Origin of the sequence: Devosia oryziradicis (assembly GCF_016698645.1) — a bacterium.
Lineage (GTDB): Bacteria > Pseudomonadota > Alphaproteobacteria > Rhizobiales > Devosiaceae > Devosia > Devosia oryziradicis.
Window position 1 is genome coordinate 664,658 of the sequence record NZ_CP068047.1, and the last position, 13,190, is coordinate 677,847.

Annotated in this window: 15 protein-coding genes; 5 read left to right on the forward strand and 10 right to left on the reverse strand. The window is 65.0% G+C overall.

The annotated features are described in order from the left end of the window. Positions 1-45: 45 nt before the first annotated feature. The 6 genes from JI749_RS03325 to deoD all read right to left on the reverse strand — a co-directional run bounded on the left by JI749_RS03325 (position 46) and on the right by deoD (position 4,879). The gene (locus JI749_RS03325) at positions 46-687 is read right to left on the reverse strand and encodes a CPBP family intramembrane glutamic endopeptidase (RefSeq protein ID WP_201658972.1); all 642 of its coding nucleotides are present in this window, start codon (positions 685-687) and stop codon (positions 46-48) included. A 114-nt stretch (positions 688-801) separates the two neighbouring features. Further along, the gene (locus JI749_RS03330) at positions 802-1,089 is read right to left on the reverse strand and encodes a hypothetical protein (protein WP_201658975.1); all 288 of its coding nucleotides are present in this window, start codon (positions 1,087-1,089) and stop codon (positions 802-804) included. Between the two features lie 78 nt (positions 1,090-1,167). Continuing rightward, entirely contained in the window at positions 1,168-1,986 is an 819-nt protein-coding gene (locus JI749_RS03335; protein ID WP_233280846.1) for a COG3904 family protein, read from the reverse strand. Beyond that, on the reverse strand, positions 1,983-3,326 hold the full coding sequence (locus JI749_RS03340; protein WP_201658978.1) for a hypothetical protein: 1,344 nt from the start codon (positions 3,324-3,326) through the stop codon (positions 1,983-1,985). Before JI749_RS03340 ends, JI749_RS03335 begins: the two co-directional genes overlap by 4 nt. A gap of 95 nt (positions 3,327-3,421) precedes the next feature. Beyond that, positions 3,422-4,045: a hypothetical protein gene (locus JI749_RS03345; RefSeq protein WP_201658981.1), complete on the reverse strand. Its 624-nt coding sequence runs from the start codon at positions 4,043-4,045 to the stop codon at positions 3,422-3,424. A gap of 123 nt (positions 4,046-4,168) precedes the next feature. Next, positions 4,169-4,879 (reverse strand): purine-nucleoside phosphorylase, encoded by a 711-nt coding sequence (deoD, locus tag JI749_RS03350; protein ID WP_201658983.1) that lies wholly within the window; start codon positions 4,877-4,879, stop codon positions 4,169-4,171. A 135-nt stretch (positions 4,880-5,014) separates the two neighbouring features. On the opposite strand from deoD, the gene argC reads away from it, so the two are divergent. The 4 genes from argC (at position 5,015) to JI749_RS03370 (ending at position 7,522) form a co-directional block, all read left to right on the forward strand. Then, positions 5,015-5,965: an N-acetyl-gamma-glutamyl-phosphate reductase gene (gene argC / locus JI749_RS03355; protein ID WP_201658986.1), complete on the forward strand. Its 951-nt coding sequence runs from the start codon at positions 5,015-5,017 to the stop codon at positions 5,963-5,965. 125 nt (positions 5,966-6,090) lie between these two features. After that, on the forward strand, positions 6,091-6,696 hold the full coding sequence (leuD, locus tag JI749_RS03360) for a 3-isopropylmalate dehydratase small subunit (RefSeq protein ID WP_201658991.1): 606 nt from the start codon (positions 6,091-6,093) through the stop codon (positions 6,694-6,696). A gap of 5 nt (positions 6,697-6,701) precedes the next feature. Continuing rightward, on the forward strand, positions 6,702-7,130 hold the full coding sequence (locus tag JI749_RS03365; protein ID WP_201658994.1) for a GNAT family N-acetyltransferase: 429 nt from the start codon (positions 6,702-6,704) through the stop codon (positions 7,128-7,130). A gap of 2 nt (positions 7,131-7,132) precedes the next feature. Continuing rightward, positions 7,133-7,522 (forward strand): RidA family protein, encoded by a 390-nt coding sequence (locus tag JI749_RS03370; protein ID WP_201658997.1) that lies wholly within the window; start codon positions 7,133-7,135, stop codon positions 7,520-7,522. On the opposite strand, the gene JI749_RS03375 is transcribed toward JI749_RS03370, so the two are convergent. Together JI749_RS03375 and JI749_RS03380 are read right to left on the reverse strand one after the other, a co-directional pair. Further along, the gene (locus JI749_RS03375; RefSeq protein WP_201659000.1) at positions 7,523-8,746 is read right to left on the reverse strand and encodes a GGDEF domain-containing protein; all 1,224 of its coding nucleotides are present in this window, start codon (positions 8,744-8,746) and stop codon (positions 7,523-7,525) included. Positions 8,747-8,854: 108 nt separating this feature from the next. Next, positions 8,855-9,865 (reverse strand): LLM class flavin-dependent oxidoreductase, encoded by a 1,011-nt coding sequence (locus JI749_RS03380; protein ID WP_201659003.1) that lies wholly within the window; start codon positions 9,863-9,865, stop codon positions 8,855-8,857. A 184-nt stretch (positions 9,866-10,049) separates the two neighbouring features. Between JI749_RS03380 and JI749_RS03385 the strand changes: the two genes are divergently transcribed. Beyond that, positions 10,050-10,607, forward strand: coding sequence for a hypothetical protein (locus JI749_RS03385; RefSeq protein ID WP_201659006.1), 558 nt, complete (start codon positions 10,050-10,052; stop codon positions 10,605-10,607). 33 nt (positions 10,608-10,640) lie between these two features. On the opposite strand, the gene JI749_RS03390 is transcribed toward JI749_RS03385, so the two are convergent. Further along, entirely contained in the window at positions 10,641-11,837 is a 1,197-nt protein-coding gene (locus tag JI749_RS03390) for a BaiN/RdsA family NAD(P)/FAD-dependent oxidoreductase (RefSeq protein ID WP_201659009.1), read from the reverse strand. A gap of 27 nt (positions 11,838-11,864) precedes the next feature. Continuing rightward, a complete protein-coding gene (locus tag JI749_RS03395) occupies positions 11,865-12,947 on the reverse strand; it encodes an outer membrane protein (RefSeq protein ID WP_201659012.1) in 1,083 nt (360 codons plus the stop codon). Positions 12,948-13,190: the final 243 nt, after the last annotated feature.

Below are 13,190 nucleotides of genomic sequence, written 5' to 3' on the forward strand. Positions count from 1 at the left end.
TGCCACGCAAGGCCGGGGGTAGAGCCAATGACCGGCAGACCGCGGTTAGATGAAGCCGCTGCGCTCGAACAGGGCCCAGAAGGCGGCAAGGTTGGTCAGGGCATGCGCCAAAGCCACCCAGAAGACCGAGCCGGTGCGCCAGGCGATCCAGTTCCAGAATAGGCCCAGCACCGCCGCGCTGGCGACGAGACCAACACTGCCGCCGTCGAAAAGCACGCCTTGGCTGAGGCTCAACGGGATGTGCCAGGCGCTGAACAGCAGCCAGCCCAGCCAGAAGCCGAGCCGGGGCCGGTCGGCGAACCGGGTCATGAAGCCGCCGCGCCAGGCTATTTCCTCGAGCGGTCCGTTGATGACGGCGAAGACTAACGCCAGCATGGCGCCTTGCGTCGTCAAGATCTCGGTTGTGGGCGCCAGGGCGGCTACCGCGATCAGCAGCACCTGCGCCAGCACGAGCAGCGGCACGAACCAGTCGCGGCGCTCGAGCTTTTCGGAAAAGAGGCGCGGGCCGCGGTTGGGCAGTACATGGATCAGCGTGACCGGGACGCAGAAGGCCAGCCAGTAGAACACGAAGGTGAAAAGGTAGCCGTTGGTGCCATAGGTGCCGGTCAGGTATGGAACCAGCCAGAACAGGATGGCGATCAGCGCCAGGGCATGAGCGACGAGAAGGGTCTGGGGCCGGCTCAGCATGGCGCGGAGTACCTATGGGTTGCAGATGCCAATAGGCCTAGCATAGGAAAATCCCCGGTGTCGCTAGGACGCCGGGGATTATTTCGCATCGCGGCGCCGCGCGAGGCAGTGGTGTCAGTTGGCGTCGCGCCGCTCGACCAATTCGAAATCGTCCGCCGCCGGATCGACCTTGAGGGCGAGCTGCTGGCGATCGAGCTCGGCCAGCCAGGCCGTCCACGAGCATGGGCTCATGCCGTCATCCTGGCTTTCGATGTGCTTCTTGCGCTTCTGAAAGCTGAGCTTGAGCTGGGCGCGTTCCTCGCCGAACTGGTTTCGCACCCGCGCTATGGCCGGAATGCCATGCCGGTCGCTTACCCAATTCTGGATATCGCGATGGCGCGTCAAGGTGTGTAGCTGGGTCATGTGGCCTCCCCTCCAAGTTTATGTTTTTTCTAACCTCCGTGAACGGTCCGGTCCTCCACCGGGTTCCCCGTCCAGCGATCAATTGTCGGCTAACTGCGTAACAAGCTTGAGACGCGTCATCTCCTCTGGACTGAAGTAATAGAGCCGGTCCGGCGGGGTCTGGAGCGCATGCAGCCACAATGCTGGGTCTACGCCCACTTTTGTCAGGTGGCCGATGATCTCGGCAGTGGTGGATTGAGCGTCGCTCATGGCCGTCCCGGCAACGCGCAAGGCGTTCTGCGGATCGCCCGAAAGAGCGGCGGCGTAGATCTGGTGTACCCCGATGGCCGCTTCCGGACTGGCGATGCGCTCGGCGCCGGAGGCGAAGACGATCGGGCAGGACGAGGCGCATAGCGAACCGGCAGCGACCTTGGTGGCAAGGCCCTTTTCATGGATCAGACTGCCGATGGCGAGTGCATCCACGACCGATCCTCCGGGCGAATCGAGGACTACAGTGTCCACATATTCGCCCCGTGCTTCAATCTCGGCGGCAAAACGGTCGGCGGAGCCGAGGTCGATGGAGCCTTCGAGCAGCAGTTGTCCACCGGTCCCGAGGGTGATTTCGAGCGGCTGTTCAAGTATTTGCGGGCTGGTCGTTACATTTGGCGCGGTGCCGTCTGCCGGTCCTTCCGGGTCGAAGGGCGGCAGGATAGGTCGCATGGGCGTCGCCAGTGCGGCGCCTTCATTGGCGGTCAGCTCGCGAAAATCGACATAGAGCACCGAGGCGGTGCCGATCAGCAAAGCGAAGAAGGCGACGCGCAGGATGTTGCCATCCTCCAAGGCGGCAATGCGCTCGATCCAGCCGCGATAAAACGGCCCGTCCCTGGTATCGGCGCGGGCATTGGCTTCAGTCTTCATGCCGGACGCGGACCGTCGGTGCGCTTGCGCTGCGCGGCGTCGATCGGTGTCACGGTGGCGTCCTCTGCCGCGGTCTCGACATCGGGCGGCGCTTCGGCTGGTTCGGGTGCGGCGGGCGCAGCGAGTGGCTTGCCGCTCGCGACGTCGATGCCCGCGGCTTCCATCTGGCGGTAGAGCGCCATGGCGCGCAGCATTTCGGCGGCGGTGATGTTTTCGGCTTCTTCGAGCGACTCGGAATCGCGGCGCATGGCGTCGTTGACGATCATCAGCACCAGCACCAGCACGACGGGCAGCAGGTCGATGGAAATGGCGCCGGCCCAGCTGGGAATGAAATCCTGCCAGTAGCGCAGTACGGCCTCGGCGCTCGACAGGGGCACATAGCGGCGCTGCTCCACGGCAGGGGTTGCGAGGATCTCGTCGGCCGCGGCGGTCAGCGCGGCCGATTGTGCCGCCACCGAGGCGCGCACGGTTTCCATGACGCGATCCTGGCGGTTCGCCAGATCGGCCGAGCCGCCATCGGCAACCGGCGCGATGAAACCGGCGCTGAGATCGGCGGAAGCGCGCTTGACGGAGGCGGCGACGCCGGTCTGTTGCAGGGCCGCGATCACCGCGGAGAGCTGTACGGCCTCGGCCTGGAAGCTATCGGCGCGCGGTTCGATGGCGCCGGGGGTCGAGACCAGTTCGCGCATGGTGGCGAGGCGCGCCGAGCCCTGGTCGAAGAGCAGGGCGACCTCTTCACGGCTGCCGGTAATGGTCGTGGCCAGCTGGTTCATCTGCGTGCCCATCTGGGTGAGCAGCTGCACCACGCTGCCCGAGCCGGTGGTGCCGGTCAGGGCGCCCGATTCCCGCTCGTCGTTGGCAAGGCCGGTAAAGCGCTCGGCGGCGCGCTGCACGTCCGGCAGGAGGCTCTGGCTGGCCAGGGCGTTGGCATGGGCCTGGTCGAGATCCTCGGCATAGCCCTGGAGGGTCACGGCCATATGCTGTTCGGTGGCGGCCGAACCGGCCAGGGCCGCGGCATTGAGCCAGGAGCTCATGGCCATGATCATGGCGCAGCCGATGGCCATGGTGGCGAACAGGGCCATGCGCTGCACACCCGATGTCACCAGCGGCACGAAACGGAGCATGAAGCTCCAGAAGGCGTAGATGGCGACCGACACGGCCGCCGAATAGATGATGGCGGCGAAGAACACGAAAGTGGCCGAGCCATCGAGGATGCCGCGCACGCCCAGATAGGTATAGACACCCGAGGCCAAAGCCAGCACGGCCAGGGCAAAGCGGGTCATCGTCTCGACGCCCTTGACGGTCTCGTTGAGGCGGTAGGCGTTCGGCTTGAGCTGCATGTGTCGGGCCCCGATGTCAGCAAGACGTTAACACAGCGATGGCGGCGGAATGTTGGCGCGTTCGGCGGGAACGATGACGGTCGCGTGAGGCAGCCTCAGCCGTTGAGCTTGGCCATGACCTTCTCGACCCGCCTGCGCTTGCTCTCCTGCAGCATGGAGCCGACGCGTTCCCTGAGCACGGCAAGGAAGCCTGGCCGGGACTCCGGCGTCAGGACGGGGGCGATGGCTTCGGCATAGGTGGGAAACTGGTTGGGGGCGGCGGTGCGCAGGCGCTCGACCAGGATGGGCACGGCCAGGTCGCCATAACCCGCTCGCGCCAGCTTCACCAGGATGGAGTTGCAGTGATCCTTGGCGATGACCGAGCCCCTGTCTGCCGCCGCGATGATGGCCGGCAGTTCGGCCACCAGGTTGGCGGCGCGGCGCTCGGCCACCGTGTCGATCGCCGTCATGGCGCCCCAGACCTTGCGATTGTTGCCGCTGCGCAGGGCTTCCACGAAAACGGGGCATTGCTCGGCAATCAACTCGGGCCGGCGGGCGCCGATCTCGTAGAGCACCTTGATCGCGTCATTGGCCTGCCGCGTCGGGCCCGAGCGCACGGCATTGGCAAGCTCGTTGACCGCGGCAAGATCGTTGCGCGCCGCAATGTCTTCCGCCAGGTCGACATTGGGCTGTTCGTCCCGCCGGTCGAGTGCGCCGGCGAGCTTGTCGAGAACGGTCATTGGTGGCCTCTGGGTGAGACCTCATGGTGAGCCCGTCGAACCACAAGGTCGGGCCCACTCATATTGCCACGACCTCGTCCTTCGACAAGCTCAGGATGAGGTCTACTGGAGTTTTTGGCAGGCTCAAGTCTCCACCGCCACGTCAAGCGCCAGGCTCACCATTTCGCGGAGCGAGGTCTGGCGCTCGTTGGCGTCGATCTCTTCCTTGGTGATGAGACAATCGGTCATGGTGCAGATGGTCAGCGCGCGAACACCGAAACGGGCGGCCAGGGTATAGAGGGCGGCGGCCTCCATCTCGACGCCGATGACGCCGTGGTCGGGCAGCTTGTCGTAACCGGCAAAGCCATCGGCATGATAGAAGATGTCCGAGCTCAGCATATTGCCGGCGTGAAAGCGCATCCCGGCCGCTTCGGCCTTTTCGGCGGCTGATCGCAGCAGGCCGAAATCGGCGATGGGCGCGAAATTATAGGCGCCGAAGCGGTCGCGCACGATGGCGCTGTCGGTCGAGGCGGCCTGCGCCAGCACCAGGTCGCGTACCCTGACCTTGGTGTTGAGGCCGCCGCAGGTGCCGACGCGGATCAGGGTCTTTAGGCCATAAACGTTGATCAGCTCATGCACATAGATGGCGAGCGAGGGCTGGCCCATGCCCGTGGCCTGCACCGAAACGGGCTTGCCCTTCCAGGTGCCCGTAAAACCCAGGCAGTTGCGCACCGAATTGACCAGCCGCGCATCCTCGAGGAAGTTTTCGGCAATCCACTTGGCGCGAAGCGGATCGCCCGGCAGCAGCACGGCCTCGGCATAATCGCCGGCCTTGGCATGGTTGTGAGGGGTCATGGTCTGGTCCTTGAAATTTTGTCCGATTGGTCAAACCAATGCCATTGCGCGGCGCGCACTGCAACCATGAGCGGTGCAACGTCTTGACCTCGACATATCTGAGGTCCATTTACGCTGCCGCACTGGAGAAATGCCATGGTCGCCAAGATTTTCATCGACGGAGAAGCCGGAACCACGGGTCTGCAGATCCGCGAGCGCTTGGCCGGCCGTCGCGACCTCGAAGTGCTCTCGATTGCAGCTGACAAGCGCAAGGACCAGGACGAGCGCAAGCGGCTGCTCAACGCTGCCGACGTGGCGATCCTCTGCCTGCCCGACGATGCGGCAAAGCAAAGCGTGTCGCTGATCGAGAACGACAGCACGCGCGTCATCGACGCGTCGACGGCCTTCCGGGTCGATCCGAACTGGGTCTATGGCTTTGCCGAAATGGACAAGGGCCAGTCCGATGCCATCGCCAATGCGCGGTTCGTCGCCAATCCGGGCTGCTGGCCGCAGGGCCTGATCGGCACGGTGCGGCCGCTGATCGATGCCGGCATCCTGCCGACCAGCCATCCGGTGAGCTATAACGGCATTTCCGGCTATACCGGCGGTGGCAAGCAGATGATCGCTGAGTATGAGGCAGCGAGCGAGGGCGCCAGCCATTTCATGCCCTATGGCCTCACCTTCCAGCACAAGCACGTGCCGGAAATGACGCGCTACACCAAGCTGGACAGTGCGCCGCTCTTTGTTCCCAGCGTGGGCGACTTTGCCCAGGGCATGACCACTTTCGTGCCGCTGCAGCTCGGTCAGCTCGGCAAGGTGCCCTCAGGCAAGGAGCTCCATGCGGCCATTGCCGACCACTATGCCGGTATCAAGGACAGCTTCGTCACGGTCGCGCCCTACCAGGAGATCGCCAAGACCCCGGTGCTCGACCCGCAGGTGCATAACGATACCAACACCATGACCCTGCATGTCTTTGCCAATGACGCGCGCGCCCAGGCCGTGCTGGTGGCGGTCTACGACAATCTGGGCAAGGGCGCCTCGGGCGCCGCGGTGCAGAATCTCAACCTGATGCTGGGCGTCAGTGCCCGCGAAAGCCTGGCGGCTTAAGACCGCCCAGGCGCTCAGGCCGCACGTGAGAGAGAATTTGTGACCTTACCGTACCCAAGAGTACGGTTCCGACTTGACCCGAACCTCGCTTTGCGCAAAGACCGTTGGCAAAGCGAGGTTTCCTCATGGACAAGTTCATCAGCCTGACCGGTGTCGCGGCGCCCCTGCCGATCATCAATATCGACACCGACATGATCATCCCTAAGCAGTATCTCAAGACCATCAAGCGGACCGGCCTGGGCACCGCTCTGTTCAGCGAGATGCGCTACAACGAGGATGGCAGCGAGAACCCGGATTTCGTCCTCAACAAGCCGGGTTACCGCCAGGCCAGCATCATCGTGGCGGGCGACAATTTCGGCTGTGGCTCGTCGCGCGAACACGCGCCGTGGGCGCTGCTCGATTTCGGCATCCGCTGCGTCATCTCAACCAGCTTTGCCGATATCTTCTACAATAACTGCTTCAAGAACGGCATCCTGCCCGTGGTGGTGAGCCCCGAGCAGCTCAAGCTGCTGCTCGACGATGCCGAGCGCGGCTCCAATGCGACGCTGACGGTGGACCTGGAATCGCAGACCATCAAGGGCCCCGATGGCGGCACGCTGCATTTCGACATCGACCCCGCCCGCAAGCAGATCCTGCTCGAAGGCCTCGACGACATCGCCGGCACGCTCAAGTCCGACCCCTCGATCACCAGCTTCGAAAGCAAGATGGCGGCTGACCGCCCCTGGCTCTGAGCCGAATGGTCGAGATCGTCTATGAGCCTGAGCTGAAGCCCGAAAGCCGCCAGGCCGTGGTCGACGGTCTGGTGGCGTTCAATCGCGCCCAGACGCCGGGGTTTGCGGGTCCGTTTGCCAATATCGGGCTCTTGCTCAAGCATCCGGAAACCGGGGAGGCCGATGGCGGCCTCACCGGCCGGATCAGCTTCGGCTGGCTGTTTGTCGAGCTGCTCTTCGTGCCCGAGCGACTGCGCGGGCAGGGGGTTGGCCGGCAGTTGATGGAGCGGGCCGAAGCCGTTGCGCGCGAGCATGGCTGCGCTGGCATCTGGCTCGATACCTTCACCTTTCAGGCGCCGGGCTTCTACCGGAAGCTGGGCTATGCCGTGTTCGGCGAAATCCCCGATTATCCCCCCGGCGCGAGCCGGTTCTTTCTCTCCAAGCGATTGAGTTGACCATGGTCCAGCGCGTCTCCACCGGCTCCCCCTTCGAGGCCACCTTCGGCTATTCCCGTGCGGTCCGGCACCAGGACACCGTCTATGTTTCGGGGACGACGGGCTACGACTATGCCACCATGACCATGCCCGATGATGTCGGCCAGCAGGCGGCCAATGCACTGGCGACCATCGACAAGGCGCTCAAGGAAGCCGGCTCGTCGATCCAGGACACGGTGCGCGTGGTCTATTATGTGGGCGACCGCAACGATGTCGATGCCGTGGTCAAGGCGGTCGGTCCCGTGTTCAAGGACATCCGCCCGGCTGCCTCGATGCTCATCGTGCAGATGATCGAGCCGGGCATGAAGATCGAGATCGAAGTCACCGCCCGGATCGGCGCGGCCAGTTCCTGATCAGCCGGTACGACGCGAACCGCGACGGCGCTGGCTGACTGTCGGCTCCGCCTCGCGCCGGGTGAGCAGATCCGGGCTGGCGACGCAGACGCGGTCCCGCCCGCCTTTCTTGGCCTCGTACAGTGCTGCGTCGCTGCGGCGCAGCAGGTCCGAGAGGCTATCGCCCTCCTGCAACTGCGCAACACCGAAACTGGCGCTGACGCGCAGGTCCGGCCCGAGGCTGGCGATGGATAGTCCAGAAAAGCCGGCGCGCACGCCCTCGGCATAGAGCCGGGCGGCGGACAGGTTGGCGCCGGGAATGAACACGCCGAACTCCTCGCCGCCGAGCCGGCCGACCACGGCACGCTCGCTGGCGGTCGCGCTCAGAACGGTCGCAAAGGCCATGATCACCTGGTCGCCCGCGGCGTGACCATAGGTGTCGTTGATGACCTTGAAATGATCGAGGTCGGCCACCACCATGGTGCCGGGCACGCCGGCCCGCAGCGTCGTGGTCAGCAGTTTGCCCGCCCGTTCCTCGAAGCCGCGTCGGTTGAGCAGACCGGACAGCTTGTCGGTCTCGGAACGCGCCGACATTTCGGCCATGGCGTCGCGCACGATGATCAGCAGCATCACCAGGCCATTGGCCATCAGCAGCATGGCGCCGGCGCTCTGGGAAATGGCGGCGTAGGTCGAGCCCATATAGGCTTGTGGCGTAGCACCTGACCCCAGCATGGTGGCGAGGAACGGCTTGAGCAGGAAATAGAAACTGCTGGCGGCAAACAGCAGCAATAGCGCCAGGTCCAGCGACTTGCGGTGGCGGTAGCGCAGGATGGTTGCCACCCCGACTGCCTGCACCAGGGCATAGGGCGCCTGGTAGAGCACGTTGCGCAGCAGCGACGCGCGCGGCATGTCCAGGATAAGGATGTTGACCACGAGCGAGGCGACCAGGACGGCGGCCAGCGTGCGCCAAGGCGGGTTGATGCGGTAATGCCGGGCCAGGCCGATCACGCACAAGGCCAGGGCCAGCAGGACCGCTGCGAAAATCGCGACCTGCACGGGCCGCGGCTCGGCCTGCGATGGCAGCACGAATTCCAGGGCCGGATTGAGCAGGCCGACGCCATAGGCCATGGCCAACCAGCGGGCGCCCAGGGCTGAGCGGGCATAGGCCGCCACCACGCCAAAGGAGGTGGCGAAAATGAACGCAATGAACAGGTTGATTGCCAGAACGAAGGCGGCAGCGCTCATGGCACGATCCGAAACGTCAATTCCGCGAATGATAGCGACAGGGGCAGAACGAGAGGTTAACCGGATGCGAAGTTTGTGCGGCCATCGACGTGCTCGCCGTCCTGCGTGTCACCCGCGCGGCTCGACGTCAAACGCCTGGGCGATCAGCGCGTAACTACGCCGCCGCAGCGCGTAGCTGTGTACTGTGGTGGTGATCATCACCTCGTCGGCGCCACAGCTCTCGGCTTTTTCGGCGGTGGCGTCGCGCACCGTCTGCGGCGAGCCGACGATCCACAGAGTCGATTGGTGGTCGATGACGCTCTGCTGCTGCGCGGTCAGTATGCGGGCATGGGCGTCTTCGGGCGCCATGAGCTTGCGCTGCTCTCCCGTGGTGAAGAGGGCCCAGCTGACCGCCTGCGAGCGCGAGAGGTATTGGGCCTCCTCGTCCGTCGGGGCGCAGATGGCGGAGACGCAGAGCATGGTGCGTGGCTTGCTGAAGGCTTCGGTCGCCCGGAAGGCATAGCGGTAGGCCTCGAAGGCCGGGGCAGGGGGCGTGTGGCTGAAATGGGCGGCAAAGGCATAGCCGATGCCCAGTTGGCCGGCCGCCTGGGCGCTGGCGCCCGATGAGCCGAGCAGCCACATCGGCGGCAAGCGGATGCCGCCGGGCGAAACCGGGACGCGCGAAAACGGGTGGTCTGGTGGGAAGCTGTCCTCGTCGAAGGCCATCAGCTCGGCGAGATAGGTCGAAAACTCCTCGCCGCCGCCGCTGCGCAATGCGCGCATGGCATAGCCGTCGCCACCCGGTGCGCGGCCGATGCCCAGGTCGATACGACCCGGAAACAGGCCCTCGAGCGTGCGATAGGCTTCCGCGATGCGCAGTGGCGCATGGTTGAGCAGCATGACGCCGCCCGAGCCGACGCGGATGGACTTGGTGTGCGCCGCGGCACTGCCGATGAGGATTTCGGGCACCGACGAGGCGATCGAGGGCATGCCGTGATGCTCGGCATACCAAAGGCGCGTATAGCCCAGCCGGTCGGCCTCCTGCGCCAGGCGGATGGTTTCGGCCATGGCCTCAGCCGTACTGGTGCCCTCGGCAATGGGGGCAAGATCCTGCAGCGACAGGGCGAAGGGAGCGGCCATGGGCAAAGTCCTTGTTTGGCAATCACAGCGTTGCTTTGCAATTGCCGCCTTCTATCGGCAAATTGCGATGAAAGCGAGACGTCCCGTGCCCTCGTTAGCAACTCGTTCATTGCAATTTTAGCTAAATCTTGCCGATCAGGCGTCCTGACCGCTCAATCGGAGATTGATGGCCAGGAGCAGTCCCATGCGCAGCATTCTTTCACGCCTCGCTCTCGTTCTGGCCCTGCTGCTGCTCGCTGCCCCGGCGCAGGCGCAGTTCAACCTCCTGCCCGAAGTCCGTGCGGGGGTGGGTGTCCGCGGCATCGAGGCGGGGGGCAACCTGCTCGATCCCAACAGGATCGGCGATGCCAATGTCGAACTGCTGTTTGCCGTGCCCGACCTCAATGCCTGGACCGTCATCGGCGAGCTGCGGCCGCATCTGGGGGCCACCATGAGCTTCCGCGGCCAGGATAGCTACGGCTATGCGGGGCTGAGCTGGACCTTCCAGGCGCCGGTGCTGCCGGTATTCGTCGAGGCCAGTGCAGGCGGCGTGGTCCGCTCGTCCATGTTCAGCGCCCCGCAGAATGCGCCGGCGCGCAATTTCGGTTGCGGCGTCGGCCTCAGGCTCGCGGGCAGCGTGGGCGTCAACCTGCCGCTCGCGACCACGCTCATGGCAACCGTCGAGCACCTGCCCGATTTCGGCACCTGTGGCGTGGCAAGGGCGAACACGAATGTGGGGCTGCGGCTGGGGTGGCGATTCTAGTTCTTCATCTCTCGCCGAAGGGGGGCACGAAAGCTAAGCCGCCTGACCTGCCGCCCAGCCGCTGGCCCAGGCCCACTGGAAATTGTAGCCGCCCAGCCAGCCGGTGACGTCGACCACTTCACCGACAAAGAACAGGCCGGGCACATTGCGTGCGGCCAGGGTCTTGGCATCGAGGTCGCGGGTGTCGACGCCCCCCAACGTGACTTCGGCGGTGCGGTAGCCCTCCGAACCGACGGGCTTGAGCGTCCAGGCCTTGAGCATCGCCTCCACGGCCGCCAGCTTCTTGTCGGAAAAATCGCCGATCATGCCCGGAAGGGCGAGCTCGTCGGCCAACAGCTGCGCCAGTTTCTTGGGCAGCAGGCCGCCCAGCACCGTCTGCAGCTGCAGCTTGGGATTGGCCTTGCGGACTGCGCGGATCGCCTCGCCGGCGTCCTGGTGCGGCAGCAGGTCGACCGCAATGGGGTCGCCTTCGCGCCAATAGGATGAAATCTGCAGGATGGCCGGACCGCTGAGGCCGCGATGGGTGAAGAGCAGCGCCTCCTCGAATGCCGTCCTGCCGTGGCTGACAATGGCATCGGTGGCGATGCCGCTGAGGTCCTTGAGCCTTTCGAGTGCGCCGGTCTCAAAGGTCAGCGGCACGAGGCCCGGCCGGGTTTCGGTGAGCCGCAGGCCGAACTGGGTGGCGAGCTGGTAGCCCAGGCCGGTGGCGCCCATCTTGGGGATGGACTTGCCGCCGGTGGCGACGACCAGGCTGTCGCAGGTGATCGAACTCGTCGTCAGCCGCAGTTCAAAACCGTCGCCGCTCTCGTCGCGACCCACCGCCTCCACCCCGGTTTCGAGCACCAGGGTCACGCCGGCCCGTCGCATTTCGTCTAGCAGCATGGTGTTGATCTGCGTGGCCGGCCCGTCGCAGAACAGCTGGCCCAGCGTCTTTTCGTGGTAGGCGATGCCATGCGCCTCGACCAGCGCGATGAACATGTCGGGCGTATAGCGGGACAGGGCGGAGAGCGCGAAGCGCGGATTCTGGCTGAGGAACCTGTCGCGGCCCTTGTCCGCCGTCGCATTGATATTGGTGAAGTTGCAACGGCCGCCACCGGAGATGCGGATCTTCTCGCCGGCATATTTGGCGTGGTCGACCACCAGCACCTGCCGCCCGCGCTTGCCGGCCTCGATGGCCGCCATCATGCCGGCGGCACCAGCGCCCAGTACTACGACATCATAATGGGGCATGCTGGCTCCTTGGCTGGAGCCCGCCTCTTAGTCGAAGTGCCACACCGTGCCAATGGTGACCTTGGACGTGCTGGGGCCAGTGACCCCAGTCAGGCCCGGCGCGCCGTCGAGGCGACCCAGAATCAGGGCCTCGCCGCGTACCGACGCATTGCCCCAGAGCGCATATTCGACGCCGCCGCCAAAGGCATAGGCGCCCTGGCCTTCCACCAGCCCCAGCCCGCCCGCGGCATAGGCATGCACGCCCTGCGTGGGCACCACGCCGAGGCGGCCCAGGGCCAGGACGTCGAAGCCCGCATCGCCTGACGTGTCATAGTTGACCCCGAGCTGGACTTCGACCCCGGCGCGGAACATGTTGTTGAGCGCATGATCGTAGCCGGCAAAGCCGCCCATCTCGAAGCGGCTGAGGTGCCAGCCCCAGCCGTAATCGTCGAAGAAGTTGAACTGCGGGTCGGTCAGCCCGCCAATATTGATGCCGGCATGGAAGCCAGTGAAGTCAGTGACGGGGCCGGTGTTGAAACTGGTGGCGGCGGGGGCACCATCGAACTGCCAGATGGCGCCCGAGGTGATGCGCATGGCCGAAACGGCGGGAATATTGTTGCCATTGGGCACAGGACCAAGCTGGCCGATACCGGCCGCCTCGAGCCGCAGGGCCATGTTCGGCGTCACCATGACCTCGGTGCCGATACCGGCCTCGAAGGCCCAGCTTTCACCCATGCGCCCGGCGCCGCCGAGCAGGTAGACCAGCGTATTGTCGCCGGCCGCAAAGCCCAGGCGCGCCAGCGCCATCAGGCGGAGATAGGCCGAGGAGAAGTCCGTCGCGACGGTGCCCTGCAATTCGCCGCCGATGATGACCCCCGGCGCAATCGGCTGGTTCCAGCCGACAACGCCGCCCAGTTCACCGCGGATATCGGCGCCAACCGTGTTGAAGTTGTTCTTGCGGGCCGAGATGGGGCCGATCAGCACGCCGGCATAGAGGCCTTCGAAGGCACTGGGCGCGGTGAATTCGGCAACCAGGTCCGGGCTGAAATAAAGCGCGTTGTCCTGGGCGCTGGCGCCCGTCACGCCCAGTGCTGCCGCCAGCACCACTCCCGCTCCCGCCCAATTGCGCATAACAAGTCCCCCGAGCCCATCTGCCATTGCGCGCGCGAGGCGTTCACGGCGCGCTAATTTAGACCGTTAATGGCGTCTTAACATAGTCCCTTGTTGCAGCGGTGCATCACTGAGCGGGGAGCGCGGCAATTTCATTGACTATTTCCTATTTGGGAGTATGACTTCGCCTGCTTTCAATCAAGCAGTCATCCGATGTGCAGCTTTTTCGACATTGCGGACCGCGCAACCAGCCGACTCAAGGCC

Excerpts from the sequence above, each read along its gene's own strand:
- JI749_RS03325 (WP_201658972.1), bottom strand. The coding sequence starts at position 687 with ATGCTGAGCCGGCCCCAGACCCTTCTCGTCGCTCATGCCCTGGCGCTG.
- JI749_RS03330 (WP_201658975.1), bottom strand. The coding sequence starts at position 1,089 with ATGACCCAGCTACACACCTTGACGCGCCATCGCGATATCCAGAATTGG.
- JI749_RS03335 (WP_233280846.1), bottom strand. The coding sequence starts at position 1,986 with ATGAAGACTGAAGCCAATGCCCGCGCCGATACCAGGGACGGGCCGTTT.
- JI749_RS03340 (WP_201658978.1), bottom strand. The coding sequence starts at position 3,326 with ATGCAGCTCAAGCCGAACGCCTACCGCCTCAACGAGACCGTCAAGGGC.
- JI749_RS03345 (WP_201658981.1), bottom strand. The coding sequence starts at position 4,045 with ATGACCGTTCTCGACAAGCTCGCCGGCGCACTCGACCGGCGGGACGAA.
- deoD (WP_201658983.1), bottom strand. The coding sequence starts at position 4,879 with ATGACCCCTCACAACCATGCCAAGGCCGGCGATTATGCCGAGGCCGTG.
- argC (WP_201658986.1), top strand. The coding sequence starts at position 5,015 with ATGGTCGCCAAGATTTTCATCGACGGAGAAGCCGGAACCACGGGTCTG.
- leuD (WP_201658991.1), top strand. The coding sequence starts at position 6,091 with ATGGACAAGTTCATCAGCCTGACCGGTGTCGCGGCGCCCCTGCCGATC.
- JI749_RS03365 (WP_201658994.1), top strand. The coding sequence starts at position 6,702 with ATGGTCGAGATCGTCTATGAGCCTGAGCTGAAGCCCGAAAGCCGCCAG.
- JI749_RS03370 (WP_201658997.1), top strand. The coding sequence starts at position 7,133 with ATGGTCCAGCGCGTCTCCACCGGCTCCCCCTTCGAGGCCACCTTCGGC.
- JI749_RS03375 (WP_201659000.1), bottom strand. The coding sequence starts at position 8,746 with ATGAGCGCTGCCGCCTTCGTTCTGGCAATCAACCTGTTCATTGCGTTC.
- JI749_RS03380 (WP_201659003.1), bottom strand. The coding sequence starts at position 9,865 with ATGGCCGCTCCCTTCGCCCTGTCGCTGCAGGATCTTGCCCCCATTGCC.
- JI749_RS03385 (WP_201659006.1), top strand. The coding sequence starts at position 10,050 with ATGCGCAGCATTCTTTCACGCCTCGCTCTCGTTCTGGCCCTGCTGCTG.
- JI749_RS03390 (WP_201659009.1), bottom strand. The coding sequence starts at position 11,837 with ATGCCCCATTATGATGTCGTAGTACTGGGCGCTGGTGCCGCCGGCATG.
- JI749_RS03395 (WP_201659012.1), bottom strand. The coding sequence starts at position 12,947 with ATGCGCAATTGGGCGGGAGCGGGAGTGGTGCTGGCGGCAGCACTGGGC.